Origin of the sequence: Halodesulfovibrio marinisediminis DSM 17456, assembly GCF_900129975.1 — a bacterium.
GTDB classification, from domain to species: Bacteria; Desulfobacterota; Desulfovibrionia; order Desulfovibrionales; family Desulfovibrionaceae; genus Halodesulfovibrio; species Halodesulfovibrio marinisediminis.
In genome coordinates this window covers 278,616-298,665 of sequence record NZ_FSRG01000005.1, presented here as the reverse complement: position 1 = coordinate 298,665, position 20,050 = coordinate 278,616, and the positions used below count along the sequence as shown (strand labels likewise).

Genomic DNA, 20,050 nt, shown 5'->3' with positions numbered 1-20,050 from the left:
CAGACATATTGAATGCCTTTGGCAGCCCAAGAACCTTGTTTCACTGTCCTCATCCGTAATCTCTCATACCTGAAAGAACACCTGAGACTCACGTAGAAAAGTATCTTAGGAATCTCCAAAGACTTTTACTTGCGATATTAGTACGTTAGCTACATAGCTTTGCGACTTATGCTTCCACTATCTTTCTAAATATAAAAGGCTGCCTCATTATGATTGAGACAGCCCTTTTTTATCAACCTGTGATCAAATCGAATTATTCATTCTCACAGTAAAAGTCAGCATGCTCATGTCATGCTTTCACTTTCTGCGCTGCTGAAAGGTTCGCAAACGCGAGAATAACGCCAAGCGCTACGCCAAGAAATGCAGCAAACAAAATACGGAAATCAGGCGGCAGCAGGAACGTAATTGTATGCGCTGGAATCCAGAAAAACGGGATTGTCTTTTTAAGCACCAGTCCCCACATAATATTCCAGTCGATGTCCTTAAAACGGTCTGCCATTTTGATAGGAGTAATGACGGCAGACAGTTTCCCGCCATGTAAATGAATATGTGCATCTGTAATCTTGTGCAGCACCATGAGCACCGGCGCAAAAATACAGTTTAATGACGCACTGATAATAAACGCAGCTGCCACTCGATCAAAAAATCCGCCTGTGGCAAGCGTTGCAGGAGTAATGTCAAATCCGAACGAGGCAAGAATATTCGGAGCCCCAGTTGCAAAGACAGTAAACGCCAGCTTGATGATAATGCCGAGAAAACCCCATACAATCATTTTTGCACACAGACCAAAACCGCGAACCCAGTATTTGCCGGTAACAATTCGTAATGCAAGACATTCACCGAACGTCGCAAGAATAGCAAATTTCACAAAGCTCAGAAGGTACCCATGAGCGGTACTATAATATCGGAATCCTGCAACAAAGTCGCTGCTAAGGCAGGCAATAAGCAACAATATCGCAACGGCTGCTGCCAAGCCCTTATCTTTCATTTTCATATAATTTTTCCCCTCAATGGCGCCACTAAGCGCTGCCTATTTCACACTCAAAACCAGCTGTGCAACAGCTATTTCTGCCATCAGCTTTTGCCTTATACAACGCGGCATCAGCAGCCTTAATAAGAGAAAGAGTATCTTCTTTTTGTGTCGGAATAATAGAAGCCGCTCCAACACTTACTGTCACATGGTCAGACACAGGAGACCCTTCATGCGGAATAGCCAATGATTCTATGTTAGCGAGAAAACGTTCCGCAACATACTTAGCTCCGGCAAGCTCTGTATCCGGCAAAATTATTGCAAACTCTTCACCACCAATACGCGCCGTCTTATCCACATCACGCTTAACAGTTTCAGACAACATTTGAGCAACTTGAACAAGACACTCATCGCCTTTAGCATGGCCGTATGTGTCATTGTATGCTTTGAAAAAGTCGAGATCGATAAGAACAAGAGATAATGGAGACTGGTTACGGTAGGCACGATTCCACTCGTTAGTGAAGTTCTTATTGAACTGACGCTTATTCTGCAGTCCGGTAAGCCCGTCTGTAATGGACAACAGCAAAAGCTGTTCATTTGTCAGTTCAAGCTGCTGTTGAAGCTCTTCAAGCTCAGCCAGCTTCTGATCAAGCTCAAAACTTTTTTGTTTCAGTGCCTCTTTATGATGAAACAGTTCAATAAAAACGCCAACTTTACTTTTAAAGATATGCACATCAAGCGGCTTAAACAGATAATCAACTGCACCGGATTCATACCCTTTAAAGACTTGCGCTTTTGCCTTCCCTTCTGCAGTTACGAAGATAATAGGAATATGCTTTGTCTTCTTGTTACCACGCATTAATTCTGCCACTTCATAACCGTCCATACCCGGCATTTGAACATCCAGCAGTATCAATGCAAAATCATGATCGAGCATCTGTTCGAGTGCTTCCTCACCGGAATTTGCCCGAATAATTTCTATTCCCGGTTGTTCTAACAGGCTTTCCAGCGTAAGCAGGTTTTCCGGCCTGTCGTCCACTATAAGCACCTTGGCTATTCCCATGGTCATCCTCTATTACAAAGTGAAATATATACGCTACCTGTGGAAATACCATCATTGTCTTCAGCTTCTTTCACGACTTCAGTGCAATACAAACGAAGTAATACCGAAAACAGACTTTCAACATTCGGACTAGTATGTTGGCCAATCAACACAGGCAGGCTAAGGCTTTCTTTCAATTATGAGAAAATTCTGTGCAACGCAGTTAATACCCTTACGGAAACTCCGATAATAATCGCTTTATACTGTCGAGCGCTCTCGCGTTCCCCCCTCTGCAACTGCGCTACATTCGTTTCTTACGATAAATTTTCTCCCGTTCTGCAACGGCTTCAAACTTATGCGCAACATCTGAAAATTTAATATTTTCCTTTGAGCCAAGGCACAGAAATCCCCCTGGACATAAGCTTTCGTAGAACAAGTTCAACACTCTATTTTGCAACTCTCTGTTAAAATAAATGAGTACGTTACGGCAGAAGATCGCATTCATTTCTCCAAACACGCCATCAGTAACCAGATTGTGTGAAGAAAAAAGAACCTGCTCTTTTAAAAATCTTCTCATCACAACACTGTCATAGTCCGCAGTGTAGTAATCTGAAAAAGACCGTGTTCCACCTGCTTGCTGGTAGTTTGCTGTATATTTCCGCACCACATCCATCGGGTAAATGCCGTCCTTAGCTTTTGCTAAGATCATCTCATTAAAGTCGGTTGCGTAAAGTTGTACGCGTTCTTTCATTCCTTCTTCCCACAGAACAATTCCCATGGAATACACTTCCTGCCCTGCAGAACATCCCGCATGCCATACTTTGGCAAACGGGTACGTTTTCAAGTATGGGACTACGAGGTCACGCACGCTCTTGTAGAACAGAGGATCTCTAAACATTTCAGTAACATTAATCGACAGATCCAAAAGAAGTCTGTTAAAAAATGATTCATCATGAATAAGCAAGTGCTGCATTGCAGCCATGTTCGGCAATCCTTCAACGGAACGCCTGTGTTCAAGTCTGCGCCTTGTATGTGCGCTGGCATATTTCCTAAAGTCGTACCCGTACTTTAAATAAATTGCTTCCAGCAGCAGCTGTACCTCTAATCGTTCGTTCTCAATGTGCTCAACTTCGGACATGCTAATACAACCAAACCCGCATCATAGAAATAAGCTTATCAGTGTTCACCGGCTTGGATAAATAATCACTTGCACCGGCATCAATGCATTTACTTCTGTCGCCCTTCATAGCTTTTGCAGTTAAAGCAATAATAGGCAGTTTGGCATATTGAGGGTTCTTCCGAATTTCCGTCATCGCCTCGTAGCCGTCCATTTTCGGCATCATGATATCCATCAGCACGCAATCTATAGAATCAAGCTCTTCAAGCTTCTCAAGACATTCAAGACCGTTTTTCGCTACAATAACGTCCATATTCCTGTCTTCCAGAACACTGGAGAGCGCAAACACGTTACGCATGTCGTCATCAACGACCATGACTTTCTTACCACTGAGAACGGACTCCTTATCATGCACCATCTTTAACATCTGACGCTTTTCCTGCGGCAAGTTTGACTCAACTCGATGCAGGAACAGTGCAGTCTCATCTAAGAGACGCTCTGGAGACTTCACCCCTTTAATAATAATGCTTTCAGTATACTTGCTCAGTTGCTTCTCTTCATCACGCGTCAAGTCACGACCTGTATAAATAATAACAGGCACTCGCATTGAGGTATCGCTCACGCGAATTTTTTCCAGCAATTCAAAGCCGGACATATCCTCAAGCCCCAAATCCAAAATCATACAGTCATAGCTGCCTTTGGATAATTCCTCATACGCTTCACGGCCTGTAGCCACATCAGTTATTTTCACATCATCGTTACCAATCAGCTCTTGGATACTCTGACACTGAATTTTATCGTCCTCAACGAGCAACAGATTACGCACCGGTTGAGAAATAACATCCTCAAGCGCACTGAAAGCATCTTCAACATGTTCCATGGTCACCGGCTTGGACAGGTAACCGATGGCTCCCATGCGAAGTGCATCCAGAGAATTATCGTTAGCGGACATAAAATGCACTGGAATATGGCGTAACTCAGGGTTGTCCTTAAGTCGTTCCATAACAGTCCAACCATCAATTCCTGGAAGACCTACATCCAGAATGATTGCACTCGGCTTATAGTAATCTGCAAAGTACAATCCGGACTCACCATCTTCGGCTACAAGACACTGGAAACCACGCTCTCGACCGAAGTCACGCATTATCTTTGCAAAGTTCCAGTCATCTTCGATAATAAGCAGACTACGTGAGTCCGGAGTAATGACCGCCCGGTCGTCTTCCACATACTCGCTGTCGCTTGTTGGAACAACTTTCTCGACGATAGTTTTTTTAGATGGTGCCTCACTCTGTTGTGACGATGCCACAGTTTGAGTGATTACAGGCTGCGACACAGCGGAATTCTCCTGCACAGAAAAAGTAGCAGCCTCTTTGCCATAGCTTTCGCCACCAGAGGCGAGCGGTAATTCTGCTCGACTGAGAATCTGATTCTGCTCGGAAGTGTCTTGATAGAATTCAGGAAGAACTACCGTAAAGGTACTGCCCTTACCTTCTTCACTCTCAAGATAGATAGCGCCCTGCAACAGACGAACAAGCTCACGGGAAATGGAAAGCCCAAGCCCTGTTCCACCGTAATTGCGACTTGTGCTGCCATCAGCCTGTTGGAATGCCTGGAAAATAGCAATTTGCTTATCTTTCGGAATACCAATGCCATCATCAGAAACCGCAAACGACACGGCCTTGCTGGCATCAATACCAAGCTCATTCGTCAACTCCTGCGACGGTCTGGCTATTGTAAGGGAAACAGAGCCCTTGTGTGTAAATTTAAAGGCATTGGTCAATAAGTTACGCAGAACCTGTTGCAGACGTTGTGAATCTGTTTCCAATGCTTCCGGAGCATCTGATGCTACAGAAACATCAAACGCAACATCTTTATCTGCAGCTATGTCTTTATAAAGACGATTTATATTCTGAATAAGATTTGAAACACCGACAGGTTCAATAATCAATTCAACCTTGCCTGCTTCAATCTTGGAAAGATCCAAAATTTCATTAATCAATGTGAGCAAGTCTGAACCAGAAGAATGGATAGCATTGGCAGACTCAATTTGTTTGTCGGTAAGGTTTCCATCTTTGTTGTGACCAAACAACTGAGACAAAATTAAAATAGAGTTCAGTGGCGTACGTAATTCATGTGACATATTCGCCAAGAATTCAGATTTGTATTTACTTGCCACTTCTAAATCTTTTGCTTTCTGCTTCACTGCATTCTGGGCTTTAACCAACTCTGAGTTCTTTACAGCAATAGCAGACTTCTGCTCTTCAAGGGCTTGAGTCCGTTCTTCAAGCTCTTCGTTAATTACCCGTAACTCTTCCTGCTGCACCTGCAATTCAGACTGAGACTCTTTAAGAACCGTTGTTTGTTCTTCCAACTCTTCGTTGGTTACGCGAAGTTCTTCCTGTTGTTGTTGCAAGCGTGCTTCCGATTCAATCAAAGCTTCAGTCTGCTCTTCTAACTCTTCATTCGTTGCACGCAGTTCTTCCTGTTGCTGTTGAGCCTGTTCAAGCAACTCATGCACAAGTTGACGGGACTGAGCAGCATTCATTAAAATCGCAATGTTTTCGACATTCTGCTCAATAAATTTTCTATGCAATGGTGAAAAGTTTTCCATTGCTCCCAACAGGATAACGCCAACAATCTCCCCTTCAAAAGCAACAGGCACAGCCATGTATGCCTTTGCACAAGCTTCACCGGCACCGTAATTCACAGCAGGAGCATCTTCTGTAATATTTGAGAAAATAAGCAATTCATTCTCAAGAGCAGCCTGCCCAACCATTCCTTCCCCAAGGACAAAACGATTAAAATTACCTTTCCGGTCACTAAAAGCATAACTTGCTATCAACTCCAGTGCGCCATCCTCCAATGCATACACAGCACCCAACTGGGCACCCATGTGTTTGCAAAGATAGGCAATCGATATACGAGCAAGTTTTTGCGGCGAATGTTCTCCACGCATGGTGTCATCCAGCCCTTCCTTACCGGATTTAAGCCAATCCAGTTCACGAAGGTTGCGCGCCATACCCTCAAGTGACCGTGCTAAATCACCCAATTCATCTTTCTGATCGACATCAATAGTCGCATCAAGATTACCCTCGGCAATAGCATGCGCAAATTGCATATCAGCAATGATTGGTCGGGTAATTGTACGAGAGAAAAATACAGCAAGACCGCCCACTAAAAAGAGTAACAAACCAGACAATGCACCAATATATTTGTATGTATGACGAATAGGTGCAGTAACTTCATATTTATTAATTTTAGAAATCAGGAACCAACGCAGACCGGCAATATTCAGTTCGTTATACGCAACAAGTACCTCTTCGCCTGCACTATCGATATAGATACTGTGCCCACCGGATTCACCTGATGAAGCGGCATCTTTCCAGTAATCCAAAGGGTTTGTTAAAGAGTAGCCTACAACAAAATCACCATTCCCCATTGTGCGCAAGTTACTACGGAATTCATACTTGTTCTGCGCCAAATTGACGCCCACAATATACGACTCCCCAGTTTCTCCCATACCCTGTCGGGAATCGACGACATGGGTAATAAGCTGGGGGGTTAACTGTAGAATAACAACTCCGACAGCTTTCCCATATCCATCACGAACTGGTTCAGCGATAAAGGCAGCCTCGGCACCTCCACTTGGTGCATATGAAGAAAAGTCTACAATTGTAGTTTTTCCGCTGGTAACAGCACGTTTCCATGCAACACCAAGCCCACTGTTCCGATACTGGCCAAACTTCAAGTTTGTGCCGAGATCTTCCTCTCGGGCAAGCGAGTAAAGTACATCTCCACCATCTGCATCAACAAGAAATAAGTCATGATATCCGTATGAATTAATGTACTTTTTTAACGGAGCCATGAAGCTGCGAAATTTCACTTGGTATTGCAGTGAATGCGCATCATCAATGAGAGAACGACCATGTTTCATCTCAGATTTATGCCTGAGCAGCAAAGACATCATATTCTGAATACGTTCAGACTCAGCGAGAATACGTATTCTGGAAAAACTTGTCGTAAAGAAATCTTCTATTTCGCCTTTACGAATAGACTGTACTGTTATGAGCTGGTTAAATGATTTCTCCATTAAAGCATCTGTTGTAAGTCTACTCCCAACAAGGCTGACAACCAGCAAGGGAATAGCACCAACAAAAACAAGCAGTAGCACCAGCCTGAATCTGATACGGATATCTGAAAAACGAATCATTAAAGCCCCCCCGAGCACACAAAAAAACTACACACATTTCATCGAAACGGCGAAGTACTCTTCATCATCGCAACTGCGAATACATTATCATTTAGGGATATAGGATTAGAACTTCGACTATGTTCTAACTTGAGTAGAAAATCAATATTATTAACCAGAACCACTTTTTTTCTTACGTAAAAAAAACGATAATAAAGACACACTCACTCATCCTCGCTGCCCAAATGCAATACACCCCCCCTGACAACTACATCTCTTCTTCACAGCAACTCTCCGGAATATAGCTTTTCAATGAGTAGTCACTCCAATTACATTCCATATTCAAGTAATCATATAATCTGAATGTAAGATAAAATACGAAAAAGCCTTTGTAGATTACACAAAGGCTTTTTCATAATTAGTATATAAAATTTATTCCTTTTTAAGACTGAAACCACTTCATTCTTACTAAAAGCTCTGGCAGTTCACACTTTTCGTAGTAATTCCTAATGAACAGAATGAAGCACAACAGATAACTCTTTAAAACAAACGTCAACCATACTTCCTGAAACCAGATTTAACGATTTAACCATGCTAGTTGAAACAAGCGAACAGACTCCACTGCCGTCTTCAAGATGCCCTATTACTTCAGAGAGCACCTCAGTTGAAGCAATGCGTTCAACACTACACGTAAAAGTATTTCTTCGTTCCAAAGTTGGATTGAGGCACTGCTGAGCAATATCAACATACGGTGCTTTGATAGTTGCAACAACAGGAGTTCCTATGCAGAGTTTCAATGTGCGCAAACTCTCCTCTGTAATCAAAGAAAATATGGCCATGCCGGATTCCGTCACCACTTCTACTTCAGCCATCAGACCGTCTGACACGACACGAGCCACGTGCCCTACAAATGAATTACGGGCACTTGTCTTCTTTTGCATCTCGCTATGCGCCTTACGCACAATCGAAACAACATCGTCGCTCGAATAATTTCGAAAACTATTTAATATATCAGTAGATAAGTGCCCCAACAAATTACTAACAACAAGCAACGGAACACCCCCACGCACCATTTCCAGCGCACGGCTATAGCGCAGCACTCGCGGTGTACCCAGTTCCTTTGGCAAACCGCAGTCCATTGCCCGTGCGTAAAAAATCCTTCGCACGTATCCGGGATCCATATGGAAAAAGTGCCCCCGCAAACTGCATCCCATGGCACTTTCAAGCACTTCCTGTATCGCATCACTGACAAACGATTCCAACGGGACATCCCGCTCTGTTTCTCCATGCCCCAAGCAAACAGTTTTTCGAGAAAAATCAAAGGCAGTCCTATCATCAAGAGCCAGAACTTCACCAAGACGGGCACCCGTAAACCGTAAAAGCAAAAACAAAGCACGCATCCTCTGGCGGGAACGGACATACTCCTGCCTGTCTGTTGCCGCACACCATGCGTCAAAGGACTGGAGAAACATCTTTATTTGCTGTGGCTCAAGGTATCGCAGTGAATCAGAAACAGTAAAAATCGCATGTGGGGAGAGCGATCCGGCACGTTCAGGCATAACAACTCCACTGAAGGTCACGGTTTCATATTTTTCCGTGACGAACTTGTTCAAAAAAAACAATCTTCATAAAAGCAATAGCAAAAGTAAAGTTATGAAACCTTCTCTAGCTATCACCTCTACGCTTTTTTAATATGGAGCTCCCACATGAAAAGACTTCTTACTTTTATGATGATTCTCTGTGTAGCGCTGCCTGCACATGCTCACGCGGCCGATCTTGTCATTGCTCAGGCTGCCAACTTTATGCCTGCCATGAAAGAGATCATCCCTGCTTTTGAAAAAGAAACAGGACTGACTGTACAAGCTACCTACACATCCACCGGAAAACTATACGGACAGATCATCAGTGGTGCTCCATTCGATATATTTCTTGCCGCTGACACACGTCGTCCTGAAAAACTATTTGCTGAAAACCTTGCTCTGGAGCCTTTTGTTTATGCAAAGGGTCAAATCGTCCTTTGGACTCGCAATAAAAAATTCTGCGAAAAACCATGGAAAGAGACTCTCCAGTCTTCTGCCGTTACTCATATTGCCATTGCCAACACAGAAACTGCCCCCTACGGCACCGTAGCAAAAACGGCATTAGTAAACGAAAAGCTTTGGAAAGAGCTCCAGCCCAAGCTAGCCATCGGGCAATCAATATCTCAGGTATTCCAATACGTAGCTACAGGAGCAGCCGACGCAGGCTTCTGTGCGTACTCATACATGTTCACACCTGAAGGAAAAAAAGGGTGCTTTGTTCAAATACCTGAAGCCCCAAAGGTCATTCAGAAGGCATGTATTCTTAAAAACAGCCAGCACAAACAGGCAGCACAAAAATTTGCAACATTCCTTGGCTCACCAAAAGTTGCAGCCATAAAACATAAGTACGGGTATGAATAGAATATGACGCTAGAGCCACTCCTCCTCTCAGCTAAACTGGCGTTCTATACTATGGTACTCATCCCGTTATTAGCATTTCCTCCTGCGTACTTCCTTGCTTTTGGAAAATGCAGAGGGAAAAGCATTCTTGATGCTCTCATAACGCTGCCCATGGTTATCCCACCTACGGTTCTCGGTTTCGGGCTGCTCATTCTCATGACCCCCACGGGAATCGTAGGATCAACATGGCAAAGCCTGACAGGCGACAGGCTCATATTCAGTTTTGCGGGCATATTGTTTGCGTCCCTTGTTTTCAACCTGCCTTTTGCAGTGCAGCCATTGCGGGCATCATTTGAAAAACTGGACAAGCGCTTGCTTGAAAGCGCAGCGGTCTTAGGATTATCTCCGTTTCAAACCTTCTACCGTGTCGTACTCCCAAACTGTGTGAGCGGCATTGTCGCCAGTTCTATTCTGGTGTTCGCACACAGTCTTGGGGAGTTCGGGGTTATACTTATGGTCGGGGGAAGCATCCCCGGGCGCACGCAGGTTGCATCCATCGCTATCTTTGAAGCAGTTGAGGCACTGCGGTACGAAGATGCTCTGTACATGTCTGCTGCGCTGGTACCTGTTTGTTTTATCTTTCTTCTGGTCATTAACGCCGTAAACGGGAGACAACAGTCATGACACTTACACTTTCCGTTTCCAAGCAACTTGAAAATATTACGGTAGAACTTGAAACCACCTGTCCCTCCAATACGCTGACCGCCATTGTTGGACCTTCCGGCTCTGGAAAAACGACTCTCATCCGTATGCTTGCCGGTCTTGAAACACCGGATAGCGGAACAATCAGCTATAATGAAACCATATGGTTTTCCAGCGCATCAGGTCTTATTGTCCCCCCTCAGCGTCGCCATGTAGGGCTGGTTTTTCAAGACTACACACTCTTCCCACATCTTACTGTAGAAAAAAACATTCTCTTTGCAGCAGTAAAACCGGAAACAGTGCCAGACCTCTTACAGACATTCGGCATTGAACACATACGAAATAAAAAGCCGCACTCCATTTCAGGCGGAGAACGGCAACGGGCAGCCTTTTGTCAGGCACTGGCACGAGAACCGGTAGCATTATTTCTAGATGAACCGTTCTCTGCTCTTGATGTCACAACAAGACGAAAGCTTCAGCACCTGCTGTTAGAAATCAAAACACAACTCCCGATTCCAATTATTCATGTGACACATGATCTGGAAGAAGCTACCCTGCTTGGCGATTCCATCATTGCAATGGAACAAGGCAAACTCTCCCCTGACTGGCTCAATAAACAGCTGCGTGCAGCGCACCATGCTGCACATAACAACTTCCCGTACGAACAATGCCATCACTGTGACATCAACAATCTCAAGCCAAACACGACTTCAAGCGAGAAACAAAATGCAGGCATTAGATAATATCCACAAACAAGTCATTTCCCACTGGAAAGAACTGAATATTCTACAAGAAAAAATTGTTATTTCCGCAAAACCTCTCACTGCTGAAGAGGCCATCGGCACCCCCGATGACACAGACTACCCTATCCAACAGGGTAAAGAACATCTCATGGAAGCAACATTTAATGGACACAAAGGGCAGGCTTTCACAGACAGCCGCGGAACATTTTCGGGAACACTTGAGGATATAGCCGAGCTTCCTCTTACCAACAACTTTAACAGGGCAGTATTTGTTGCCACCTTAAATGCCATTAGTGCTGCGTATGACAACGTAACCCACACCATCCACTGTAAGGATAATGAGCCCAAAGAATGTGCAAAGCAGCTTCGCGAATATATCAAAAATAAATACGCCGAATGCCGAATCACCATTATTGGCTTTCAGCCAGCAATGACTGAAGCACTTCAATCTGAGTTTCAAGTTCGCCTTGTCGACCTCGACCCTAATAACATCGGACAAACCAAACGTGGTGTGCTGGTAGAAGGCAAAGAAAACACAGAAGATGCGGTTCAATGGGCAGATCTGCTGCTGGTAACAGGCACTACCTTTGCGAATAATTCCATCGACATGTTCCTAACGGACAAGCCGGTTATCTTTTATGGAACCACTATCGCTGGTGCTGCTCCTTATATGAATTGGGAACGCTTCTGCCCTATGAGTAAATAACAATTATCGAACCCAGTCGAAGCAGTGCTTCATAATATTCTGCGCTGCTTCGTCCATTTTCTTTTCCGCCTCTCTGTACGATGTAAGAAACTGTCTACCAGTTTCGCTAAGACGATATCCTTTTTTATTTCCTCCCACTTTGACCACCAAGTCATCCCCGATAGTCTCTTCGAGCTTTTTCAAGCGCCCCCACGCTCTTCGATATGACATACCAAGCTCTTTGGACGCCCCAGAAAGCGACCCAAGCGCATCAATTTTTTCAAGCAGCACCGCACCACCGGAGCCGAACAATATATCCCCATTCTTCTCAAGCCAAAATTTATATTTCATGTCTACTCCCTGCATGTATCACTCTCCTAAACACTATCATTGCTCGCTTGTGAAATTTTTCCTAAACAAATCAATATTTACGGCATTTTTTTTAATTAAAAAAAGGTTTGACTTCTTATGTCCGCATAGACATAAGAAAAACACCAGTAATCGCCTACTAACTACTTTTTTAACTCAACCTGAACCGAAAAAGAGATTACTATGCAGGCAGTTCCAGTTCAAAATTCAATTGGTATGGTTCTTTGTCACGACATCACCCGAATTGTCCCAGGCGAAAGTAAAGGCCCTGCGTTCAAGAAAGGACACATCGTAACAGCAGAAGATATTCCCACCCTTCTTGATATCGGTAAAGAGCATCTTTACGTGCTCGATCTCACCGAAGATCAAATCCACGAAAACGAAGCAGCGTTACGTATAGCAAAAGCTGTTTCGGGTGAAGGCATCACCTTCAGTGACGTATCCGAAGGACGGGTTAACCTTATTGCAAGTCAAGGCCTGCTGTCCATTGATGTTGAAAAAGTACATCAAATTAATGCAATTGAAGAAGTTGTACTCGCAACCATGCACAACGGTCTTAATGTTCTTTCTGAACGACCAGTTGCGGGAACCCGCATTGTTCCTCTTGTTACCGACAGAGCGAAAGTTGAAGAAGTAGAAGCTGTCTGCGCTGAGGGTGGACCTGTTATTCAGGTTAAGCCGTTCAAGCGTCATAAAGTAGGTGTTGTTACTACCGGTAGCGAAGTCTACCACGGAAGGATTACGGATAAGTTCGGACCTGTAATCCGTAAAAAATTTCACGAACTCGGGTCAAACGTCGTGGAGCAAGTCTTTGTTCCAGACGATCAGCAGATGACAACAAACGCCATCAACAAGTTCCTCAACGATGGTGTAGACTTTGTTGTTGTCACTGGCGGTATGTCTGTAGACCCAGACGACAGAACTCCCGCCAGTATCCGCGACACCGGAGCAGACGTAGTCACCTACGGCTCCCCTACCTTCCCCGGTGCCATGTTTATGCTTGCCTACAAGAACGGTCGACCTATTGTCGGACTTCCGGGCTGCGTCATGTACTACCGCGCCAGTATCTTTGATCTTATTGTACCACGCATTCTAGCAGGCGAAACCATTACCCGTAGAGATATTACTAATTTAGGGCATGGCGGCTTCTGTGCCGGCTGCGACACATGTCACTTCCCGCTATGTTCCTTTGGTAAATCGTCATAATTGGCTGGTTCTGCTTTAGAACCCTCCTGCCTAATAACCTATATGTGGTGGTACCTTTTACAGCGACAACTTTATCGCCTCACGTTGTTGTATGCTGTGTGATCGCCTAGGTACCCGAGAGGAGTTTCCATGCTAAAAAAAATGCTCCACGTAAACGGCGTAGACCGGATGGTCATATGTGAACAGGACGACACCCTCGCAAACGTGCTTCGCGAAAATCTTGGCATTACAAGCGTTAAGGTTGGTTGTGGTCAGGGACAGTGCGGTAGCTGTAGCGTTGTTGTAGACGGCAAGCTCAAGCGCACTTGTACCATGAAAATGAAGCGTGTTCCTGAACACACCAAAATCATTACCGCTGAAGGTGTCGGTACTCCTGAGAATCTGCATCCTATTCAGCTTGCATGGATTGCCCACGGTGGCGCACAGTGTGGTTTCTGTACCCCTGGCTTCATCGTTTCCTCTTACGCCCTTCTGCTTGAAAACCAGTCTCCAAGTCGTGAAGACGTACGTGACTGGTTCCAGAAGCATCGTAACGCATGTCGCTGCACAGGTTACAAACCTCTTGTTAACGCAGTTATGGACGCTGCTGCTGTCCTGCGTGGTGAAAAAACACGTGATGACCTAATGAAAGACGTACCTCAGGAAGGTCGCATCATGGGTACAAAATACCCACGTCCGACCGCTGTTGCTAAGGTTACCGGTACTCTTGATTACGGTGCAGACTTAGGCCTTAAACTTCCAGGAGACACCCTGCGTTGTGCTCTGGTACAGGCAGAAGTATCCCACGCGAAAATTATCTCTATCGACACTTCCGAAGCTGAAAAAATGGAAGGCGTTGCAAAAGTTGTTACTCACAAAGACATTAAAGGTAAAAACCGCATCACCGGTCTTATTACCTTCCCAACTAACAAAGGTGATGGCTGGGAACGTCCAATCCTGTGTGACGACAAAGTGTTCCAGTACGGCGATGCTATTGCTATTGTTTGTGCTGACACTGAAAAACATGCAAAAGCTGCTGCTGAAAAAGTAAAAGTAGAACTCGAAGAGCTACCAGCATACATGAGCGCTCCTGAAGCAATGCAGGATGACGCAATTGAAATTCACCCTGGCACCCCTAACATATACTTCGTACAGAAAGTTGCTAAGGGTAACGAAACTGAACCTATCTTTAACGAAGCAGACGTTACCATCGAAGGTGATTACTACGTTGGCCGTCAGCCACACATGCCTATCGAGCCGGACGTAGGCTTTGCATACCGTAACGACGAAGGCAAACTCGTTATCCATTCCAAATCTATCGGCCTGCACCTGCACGCTGCTATGATTGCCCCTGGTCTTGGTGAAGAACTTGATAACATCGTTATGGTTATGAACCCTGCAGGTGGTACCTTCGGTTACAAATTCAGCCCTACCATGGAAGCATTGGTCGGTGCTGCATGTATGGTAACCGGCAAACCTGTATACCTCAACTACACCTGGTACCAGCAGCAGACTTACACCGGTAAACGTTCTCCATTCTTCATGAACGTTCGCATGGCTGCCAACAACGAAGGTAAACTCCTCGGTATGGAAACCGACTGGTCTGTTGACCACGGTCCATACTCCGAATTCGGTGACCTTCTTACCCTCCGCGGTGCTCAGTTCATCGGTGCCGGTTACGACATCGAAAACATCCGTGGTGAAGGTCGTACTGTTTGTACCAACCACGCATGGGGCTCTGCGTTCCGTGGCTACGGTTCTCCGCAGTCTGAATTTGCTTCCGAAGTTCTCATGGATGAACTTGCTGAAAAACTCGGCATGGACCCATTGGAACTGCGCTACAAGAACGTATACCGCAAAGGTTCCACGACCCCTACAGGTCAGGATCCGGAAGTATACAGCCTACCTGAGATTCTCGATACTATTCGCCCTAAATACGAAGAAGCGAAGAAACGTGCAGCCGAACTTTCCACTGATGAAGTTAAGCGCGGCGTAGGTCTTGCCCTTGGCGTATACGGCTCCGGTCTTGACGGCCCTGATACCGCTGAAGCTGACATTGAACTCGGCGAAGACGGCATCTTCACTGTATACACCACATGGCACGACCACGGTCAGGGTGCAGACATCGGTGCATTAACCACTGCACATCAGGCTCTCACCCCAATGGGCATTGCTCCTGAACAAATCAGAGTTTGTCTGAATGACACCAGTCTTTGCCCTAACGGCGGCCCTGCAGGCGGTTCCCGTTCACAGGTTGTAATCGGTCGCGCTATCAAAGCTGCCGGTGAAGAACTTGTTACAGCAATGAAAAAAGAAGACGGTTCATTCCACTCCTACGCGGAAATGGTAGAGAAAAAGCTCCCTACCCGTGCGAACGGTAAGTGGACTGCTCCTTGTACTGATTGTGATGAAAACGGTCAGGGTAACCCGTTTGCATGTTACATGTATGGCGTATTCCTTGCTGAAGTAGCTGTTGAGCTTGCTACCGGTAAAACTACTGTAGAAAAAATGACCGCAGTAGCAGACATCGGTACCATCATGAACAAACTTGCTGTTGACGGTCAGATGTACGGCGGTCTTGCACAGGCCATCGGTCTTGCACTCTCTGAAGACTTTGAAGACATCAAAAAGCACTCAACCATGGTTGGTGCTGGCTTCCCATACATCAAGCAGATTCCAGACGATATGGAACTCATCTACATCGAATCCGAACGTCCAGAAGGTCCATTCGGCGCATCCGGTGTTGGCGAACTTCCACTCACCTGCCCACACGCAGCTGTAATCAACGGTATCTACAACGCTTGTGGCGTTCGTATCCGTCATCTGCCTGCACGTCCTGAAAAAGTGCTCGCAGAACTCAACAAGTAATATCAGATAAAACCGTCCGTGCTGCTTCGGCAGCACGGACGTATATCAGTAGCACGCTATGGAACAACACGAACTACACCAATGGGAAGCACAGTGTACGCAAGAAGAAGCGCCGCACTGCCAGTCTCAATGCCCCCTGCATATTGATATCCGCACATTCTGTAAAAAAATGGCTGCGGGTAAAATGAATGAGGCATGGGCTGTTTTGTACAAAAGCATGCCAATGCCACACATTACTGCCAACTTGTGTAACGGTGCATGCATGGAAACATGCCTACGAAAAAACCTTGGCGGCAGCATTAATATGCCGGAGCTGGAGCGCTGTTGTGCAGCAAATGCGACTAAAAACCCGCCAGTGCGCCCGCTTCCATCCAAGAATAAGCGTGTACTCATTATTGGTGGTGGACTCACTGCACTAGCTGCTGCATGGGATCTTGCAAAAAAAGGCATTACACCGACAATACTGTCCAAAAATGCTTACGAAGATATTACAGCCCGTGTTCCTGAAGAAGCCTTTGCACAGCATGAAGCTGCCATAAATAAGCTCGGAGTGCAGTTCTCCAGCGAAGAAATGCCGGATGACCTTGAAACAGCCTGCGACAATTTCGACGTAGTCTTACTGGCAACACCTGAAGCTGCAGACCTATATGCGTGCAATCCAACTGATTCAAAAATCTTACAAACAAATATTTCTTCTGTATTCTCTGTTCCGTCCCCTTGTCTTGCTTCCACGATAGAACGTATCGCCCTTGGCAGAACGTTAGCATTATCTGCGGAACGGAGCATACAGAACGTATCCCTAACAGCAGGAAGAGAAACTGAAGGGTCGTATGCCTCAAGACTGCAAAGCGATATATCTTCATTTTCTTCACTCCCACTTCTTCCTGCAAGTGATGAAGGATATGATGAAGCGACGGCTATGCTGGAAGCTGGAAGGTGCATGCAATGCGAATGCATGCAGTGCGTAAATAATTGTGTATATCTAGCAGAATTCAAAAGTTACCCCAAAATCTACGCGCGGCAAATATACAACAATGCCGCCATCGTCATGGGTACACGACATGCCAACAAAATGATCAACTCCTGCATGTTGTGTGGTCTATGCGAAGAAATATGTCCCGAAAGCTTTGCAGTACAGAATCTCTGCCTGACAGCACGACAAGATATGGTGGCAGATTCCACAATGCCGCCATCAGCACACGAATTTGCGCTCCGCGATATGGCTTTTGCCAATACCGCAGGTATGTTCGCAAAGAATGCCCCTTCTGCTTCCGCTAGCTCGTTCGCCTTTTTCCCGGGATGTCAGCTTCCCGCTATTTCACCACATCTCGTAGAAAGCACTTATGCCTACCTACGAGATGCTATGGAAGAACCCGTCGGTCTGTTTATTCACTGCTGTGGTGCTCCTGCCCACTGGGCAGGACAAAAAGACCTGACAGAGACTACAACAAACCAAATTCTCCAACAGTGGGAAGAGATGGGCAAGCCAGAGTTAATAACGGGCTGTCCAACATGCGCAACCATGCTTGCAACGTTGTTACCACAAATTCCAACCCGCTCCCTATGGGAAGTTCTGGAAGAAGTTGGCTTGCCTCCAACAGCGCGAATGCCGAAGCAGCCGTATGTTCTGCATGACCCGTGCTCCACACGATATAATGAACCTATGCGCAGCCATGTCCGTTCCATCACAGAACAGCTCAAGATTTCAATAACAGAACCTCATCTTTCAGGTTCACTTACTGAATGCTGTGGCTACGGCGGCCTGCTCGACAATGCCAACCCTCAGCTTTCCCGCAAAGCTTCCCAGCACAGGGCTGATATACTCTCGGAATGTACTGAAGACGAACAGGACGTTCTTACATACTGCGCTATGTGCCGTGACATGCTTGCCCGAACAGGCAAACGTACAATTCACCTGCTGGATATTCTATTCCCAAGCTGTGATACAGCGCTGGCATGCTGCAATGCTGACCCTGCCACTGTTCCTGTTACCGGATTTTCTGACCGCCGCGAAAACCGCATGCGCCTTAAGGAACATCTCCTCAAAACTGTTTGGGGTGAAGCAGAAGCAGCGGCAGATGAACATGTCCCATCCATATCATACACCGAGCAAGCTGCAGCAAATATGGAAGAACGCCGTATTCTACGAAGCGACATCCGCAAAGTTGTGGACTATGTTGAAGCTACCAATAACAGCTTATTCAACACACAAACTCGGCGCTACGTTGCCAGCTTCCGTCCTGTTGGTGTGACCTATTGGATGGAATACATAAAAGATAAGGAAGGATACCGCATCCACAACGCATGGTCACATCGTATGCAGATTATCCCTCCTAAATAAGAGTATACCATGAATACGTTACAAGTTTTACACGACGATTTTTCGCATTGGAAATGTACCCAGTGTAACGAACAGTTGATCTTTACGGCTGTAGAACTGGTGTACCTTGAAAGCAAATTTTCTGTTGAATTACCGGCATGCCCAGCATGCGGGTTTGTGCTCATACCGGAATCCCTTGCCGTTGAAAAAATGGCACAGGTGGAACAGTTACTGGAAGATAAATGAGTACTCCGCTTTGGCAGCATCCTCGTATGGCCACACTGGATGGTGGCGTTCTACGACCTGGCGGGCTGGCATTAACCCGAAGGACATATGATTCTCTGAGAATTGCCACATCCACCCGCATTCTTGATGCAGGATGCGGTACCGGAATCACGGGAGAATTTCTTCAGCAGGAATATGGTGCGCATGTCACAGGGCTTGATCTTTCCTCACAGAACACGCTGCTGACTAACGAGAAAAACATCCCTACGGTGCAGGGAACTGTTGAGCAGCTTCCTTTCTCCGATGCTTCATTCCACATAGTGAATTGTGACTGTGTGCTTTCCCTCTGTAATTCTTTGGAGACAGCTATTGCTGAATTTTCACGGGTACTATGCGCCGATGGAACTCTAGTTCTTTCTGACCTGTATAAACGGCAAGAACACAACATGCAGTCAGCGCAACTGTGCTGTGGATCTTCAGGACAGAAAATACCTACACAAACGCATAAGAAAAGCTCAACTAACGGATGCAGCAGCTCACCGATTAAATTAAAAGAACTTTTCGAAACGCTAACCAAGGCAGGTTTTACACACACATGCAGCACCGACTGCACTAAAGAGCTCAAGGAGCTGACAGCGAAGCTTATCTTCTCCGACATTGCCACCTGCTGCCAAAGCAACACACAAGACCGTCCTTCAGCATACGATAGAAGTATCGGATACATCCAAGTTAAAGCCTTAAAAAAGGAATAAGACATGCTTTCCGACATCCAACTGCAATTACTTCAATGGGCTGGCAAAGGATACTGTTGCAGCCAAATCCTCGTCGGCTTGGCGCTGGAATATTCCGGTCTTGAAAACCCCCAACTCATCAGAGCCGCTGAAGGGTTATGCAGTGGTATGTTCAGTTGTAACGGTGCATGCGGTCTACTTTCAGGTGGCGCACTGCTTATAGGCTTATACACAGGACACGATGCTGAAACCGAAGAAAAAAACGAAGATCTACCAATTCTTCTAGAATCCTTCACAGAATGGTTTACACAAAAAACGACCGAAAAACATGGTGACATAACATGTGGCCAAATCCTCGGAGAAAGCAGTGGCACTCCAGTACCTGACACTGCAGTATGCGGTTCCCTGCTTGCTGAAACGTTTGCCTACATTGAATCTCTACTTGCCGAATACGGCTACGATATTGCTGCAGTAAAAGAATAAC

At 45.7% G+C, this 20,050-nt stretch carries 17 protein-coding genes; 10 read left to right on the top strand and 7 right to left on the bottom strand.

Annotated elements, in window-relative coordinates; translation table 11 throughout:
* Positions 1–289 precede the first annotated feature (289 nt).
* The 6 genes from BUR09_RS09285 to BUR09_RS09260 all read right to left on the bottom strand — a co-directional run bounded on the left by BUR09_RS09285 (position 290) and on the right by BUR09_RS09260 (position 8,877).
* Positions 290–994 carry an Mpv17/PMP22 family protein gene (locus BUR09_RS09285; RefSeq protein WP_139296799.1) on the bottom strand — a complete coding sequence of 235 codons (705 nt, stop codon included), beginning with the start codon at positions 992–994 and terminating at the stop codon, positions 290–292.
* 25 nt (positions 995–1,019) lie between these two features.
* On the bottom strand, positions 1,020–2,033 hold the full coding sequence (locus BUR09_RS09280; protein ID WP_074216665.1) for a GGDEF domain-containing response regulator: 1,014 nt from the start codon (positions 2,031–2,033) through the stop codon (positions 1,020–1,022).
* Positions 2,034–2,035: 2 nt separating this feature from the next.
* Positions 2,036–2,209, bottom strand: coding sequence for a chemotaxis protein CheB (locus BUR09_RS17220; RefSeq protein ID WP_139296797.1), 174 nt, complete (start codon positions 2,207–2,209; stop codon positions 2,036–2,038).
* A 104-nt stretch (positions 2,210–2,313) separates the two neighbouring features.
* Positions 2,314–3,150: a CheR family methyltransferase gene (locus tag BUR09_RS09270; protein WP_074216664.1), complete on the bottom strand. Its 837-nt coding sequence runs from the start codon at positions 3,148–3,150 to the stop codon at positions 2,314–2,316.
* Between the two features lies 1 nt (position 3,151).
* Positions 3,152–7,339 carry a response regulator gene (locus BUR09_RS09265; protein ID WP_074216663.1) on the bottom strand — a complete coding sequence of 1,396 codons (4,188 nt, stop codon included), beginning with the start codon at positions 7,337–7,339 and terminating at the stop codon, positions 3,152–3,154.
* A 485-nt stretch (positions 7,340–7,824) separates the two neighbouring features.
* On the bottom strand, positions 7,825–8,877 hold the full coding sequence (locus BUR09_RS09260; protein ID WP_074216662.1) for a TOBE domain-containing protein: 1,053 nt from the start codon (positions 8,875–8,877) through the stop codon (positions 7,825–7,827).
* 147 nt (positions 8,878–9,024) lie between these two features.
* Between BUR09_RS09260 and modA the strand changes: the two genes are divergently transcribed.
* Genes modA through BUR09_RS09240 form a run of 4 tightly spaced genes read left to right on the top strand, consistent with a single transcriptional unit; the run spans position 9,025 to position 11,889 of the window.
* Positions 9,025–9,759 (top strand): molybdate ABC transporter substrate-binding protein, encoded by a 735-nt coding sequence (modA, locus tag BUR09_RS09255; RefSeq protein WP_074216661.1) that lies wholly within the window; start codon positions 9,025–9,027, stop codon positions 9,757–9,759.
* 3 nt (positions 9,760–9,762) lie between these two features.
* Positions 9,763–10,422 carry a molybdate ABC transporter permease subunit gene (gene modB, locus BUR09_RS09250; protein ID WP_074216660.1) on the top strand — a complete coding sequence of 220 codons (660 nt, stop codon included), beginning with the start codon at positions 9,763–9,765 and terminating at the stop codon, positions 10,420–10,422.
* Positions 10,419–11,183 carry an ATP-binding cassette domain-containing protein gene (locus BUR09_RS09245; RefSeq protein ID WP_074216659.1) on the top strand — a complete coding sequence of 255 codons (765 nt, stop codon included), beginning with the start codon at positions 10,419–10,421 and terminating at the stop codon, positions 11,181–11,183. Before modB ends, BUR09_RS09245 begins: the two co-directional genes overlap by 4 nt.
* A complete protein-coding gene (locus BUR09_RS09240; protein WP_074216658.1) occupies positions 11,167–11,889 on the top strand; it encodes a Rossmann-like domain-containing protein in 723 nt (240 codons plus the stop codon). The genes BUR09_RS09245 and BUR09_RS09240 overlap by 17 nt, the downstream gene beginning before the upstream one ends.
* Before the next feature lie 3 nt (positions 11,890–11,892).
* On the opposite strand, the gene BUR09_RS09235 is transcribed toward BUR09_RS09240, so the two are convergent.
* Complete coding sequence (locus tag BUR09_RS09235; protein ID WP_175566012.1) at positions 11,893–12,219, bottom strand: winged helix-turn-helix domain-containing protein; 327 nt, start codon at positions 12,217–12,219, stop codon at positions 11,893–11,895.
* 201 nt (positions 12,220–12,420) lie between these two features.
* Here BUR09_RS09235 and BUR09_RS09230 point away from each other — a divergent pair, with 201 nt between their 5' ends.
* The 6 genes from BUR09_RS09230 to BUR09_RS09205 all read left to right on the top strand — a co-directional run bounded on the left by BUR09_RS09230 (position 12,421) and on the right by BUR09_RS09205 (position 20,049).
* Positions 12,421–13,443, top strand: coding sequence for a molybdopterin-binding protein (locus BUR09_RS09230; protein WP_074216656.1), 1,023 nt, complete (start codon positions 12,421–12,423; stop codon positions 13,441–13,443).
* Positions 13,444–13,572: 129 nt separating this feature from the next.
* On the top strand, positions 13,573–16,290 hold the full coding sequence (locus tag BUR09_RS09225) for a molybdopterin-dependent aldehyde oxidoreductase (protein WP_074216655.1): 2,718 nt from the start codon (positions 13,573–13,575) through the stop codon (positions 16,288–16,290).
* Positions 16,291–16,348: 58 nt separating this feature from the next.
* Positions 16,349–18,631, top strand: a complete 2,283-nt coding sequence (locus BUR09_RS09220; RefSeq protein ID WP_074216654.1) for a pyridine nucleotide-disulfide oxidoreductase/dicluster-binding protein — start codon at positions 16,349–16,351, stop codon at positions 18,629–18,631.
* A 9-nt stretch (positions 18,632–18,640) separates the two neighbouring features.
* Positions 18,641–18,856: a DVU_1557 family redox protein gene (locus tag BUR09_RS09215; protein WP_074216653.1), complete on the top strand. Its 216-nt coding sequence runs from the start codon at positions 18,641–18,643 to the stop codon at positions 18,854–18,856.
* The gene (gene trsM / locus BUR09_RS09210) at positions 18,853–19,587 is read left to right on the top strand and encodes a DVU_1556 family methyltransferase (protein WP_074216652.1); all 735 of its coding nucleotides are present in this window, start codon (positions 18,853–18,855) and stop codon (positions 19,585–19,587) included. Before BUR09_RS09215 ends, trsM begins: the two co-directional genes overlap by 4 nt.
* Before the next feature lie 3 nt (positions 19,588–19,590).
* Positions 19,591–20,049, top strand: a complete 459-nt coding sequence (locus BUR09_RS09205) for a DVU_1555 family C-GCAxxG-C-C protein (protein ID WP_074216651.1) — start codon at positions 19,591–19,593, stop codon at positions 20,047–20,049.
* Position 20,050 lies beyond the last annotated feature (1 nt).